Source organism: Microbacterium sp. K41 (assembly GCF_004794395.1).
Classification (GTDB): domain Bacteria; phylum Actinomycetota; class Actinomycetes; order Actinomycetales; family Microbacteriaceae; genus Microbacterium; species Microbacterium sufflavum.
On record NZ_SSDO01000174.1, the window covers coordinates 1 to 2,300 of the forward strand.

Sequence of the window (2,300 nt, forward strand, 5' to 3'; positions counted from 1 at the left end):
CGACTGTCTCTCCCGTAGAGCGGGATGGTGGGCCGCCGTTCTCCCCAGATCGGCGGCCCGTTCCCTCCCGTGTCGAGCGGGCGGGGCCGAGGGCTCCTCCCCCGAGGACCTCGACCCTTCCCCTGATGCAGAACCCCCCGCATCAGAGCCTGAACTCCGCCCCCCGGTGGAGTTCGCATGGCTGTCTCTACGGGATGAGACGAAGCGATCTCCAGTTCATTACGCGACTTCGGAAAAAGTTTTCGGGGCTGGATGCCGAATGACAGAACCCGATGGATCTCCTTCGAACAGAGCACGAAGGGGTGGCCTTATCAGGACTTTCGCGGGACAATCGTCGTACCGCGTAATAAGACGCGCGCTCGCGCGTCTCTTCCCCTGAGGGCCGATCCGCGCCCCGGGACAGATGGATGATTGTGCACCGAGAGAACACCACACCTGACGAGCCCATCGGCGATGCCGACCTGATCCTCCGCACCCGCTCCGGCGACACGACGGCGTTCGGCGAACTCTGGAAGCGTCACTACCCGTCCGGCATCGCCGTCGCACGATCGGTGACCTCGTCGATCGACCCGGACGATCTGGTGCAGGAGGCGTACACCCGCATCTACCAGGCGATCGCCAAGGGTGGTGGGCCCAACGGGTCGTTCCGCGCCTACCTGTTCACGAGCATCCGCAACACCGCCGCCGCGTGGGGACGCTCGCGCCGCGAGACCGCGATCGACGAGCTCGACACGGTGGCCGACCCGAGCAGCACCGAGAACGCCTCCAACGAGGCGCTCGACCGCAGCCTGACGGCGCAGGCATTCCGCAGCCTTCCCTCGCGCTGGCAGGAAGTGCTCTGGTACACCGAGATCGAGCAGATGAAGCCGCAGGAGGTCGCACCGCTGCTCGGCATGAAGGCGGGCGCCGTCTCCCAGCTCGCGTTCCGCGCGCGCGAGGGTCTGCGCGAGGCGTGGATCCAGGCGCACCTGCGCAGCGCGACCCCCGGGTCGGACTGCCAGTGGACGATCGAGCACCTCGGCGCGTACTCCCGCGGCAACCTCGGCACGCGCGACCACAAGCGCCTCGAACTCCACCTCGACGAGTGCGCGCGCTGCATGATCGTCGCCGCCGAGGCCAAGGACGTCTCGATGCGCCTCGCGCTCGTCATGCTCCCGCTGGTGCTCGGCGTCGCGGGTGCCGGTGGCTACCTCGCGACCCTGCAGGGCGGTGGCGCTCCGATCGTCGCGATGGCGGCCATGCCGTCGAGCATCGCCGGCGGCGTGCTGGTCGGCGATGGCGGGGCGGGGCACGCGGCAACGGGTGTCGCCGCGTCCGGTTCCGGCGCGTCCGGTGGGTCCGGCTCCGCGGGGGGCAGCAGCGCTGGCGGTGGAAGCGCGAGCACCGGAGGGGCGTTCACGGGCATGGGAGCGCTGGTCGGCGCGGGGTCGGCCGCACTGGTGGTCGCCGGGGTCGTCACCGCTGCCGCGATCGTTCCCGGTCTCGCCGGCGCCAGTCCCGCGACGTCGCTCCCGAGCGCCGCGGACGGCGACTCCTCGATCACGACCGACATCGCGCCCGACACGTCGCTCGGGCTCGACGAGCCCATCGTGATCGAGGCGCCCGCGGAGGAACCTCCCGCTCCTCCGGCCGCCGAGGTGCCGACACCGCAGCCGACCGAGCAGTCCGGCACCGTCGTCGTCCCGTCGGCGCAACCCGTCGCACCGATCGCGCCGCCCGAGCAGGTGGACCCGACCGACCCCACCGACCCGACCGATCCGACCGACCCCACGGACCCGACCGATCCCACGGACTCGACCGATCCCACGGACCCGACCGATCCCACGGACCCGACCGATCCCACGGACCCGGTCGAGCCCGCGAAGCCGACGGAGGGGCCGCAGTGGAGCGCCGCGACCCTCTCCTTCACCGGGATCCAGCTGCACTACACGGTGCCCGTCTCCGGAGCCCCGGGTCTCCAGGTGGAGGCGCTGATCGACGGCGCCACCGGTGGCGGCGACAGCATCACGCTGGATGATGCCGGCACGGGGACCATCGATCTCCGCCCGACCGCGCGTCAGCTGTGGAACGCGGACACCACCACGGTCACCTTCCGCTACGTGTTCCCGGACGGACCGGGGGCCTCGACAGACACCACGCTGCTGTCCCTCGCGCTCGAGACGCCCGTCGTCCCGGAGCAGCCCGCCGAGGACACCGCGCCCGTCGGCGACACGACGGCCGCGGCGGATGCGGCCGTCGTCCCCGACGCGGCAGCATCCGCTCCGGCACCGGCTGACGCAGAGCCCGCTCCGGCCGAGCCC

Annotated in this window: 1 protein-coding gene; it reads left to right on the forward strand. The window is 71.3% G+C overall.

The genetic code is table 11. From position 1 onward, the window contains the following. Positions 1-407 precede the first annotated feature (407 nt). Positions 408-2,300 (forward strand): sigma-70 family RNA polymerase sigma factor (locus DW309_RS04810; protein ID WP_136044718.1); only part of this gene is annotated, 1,893 nt, incomplete at its 3' end.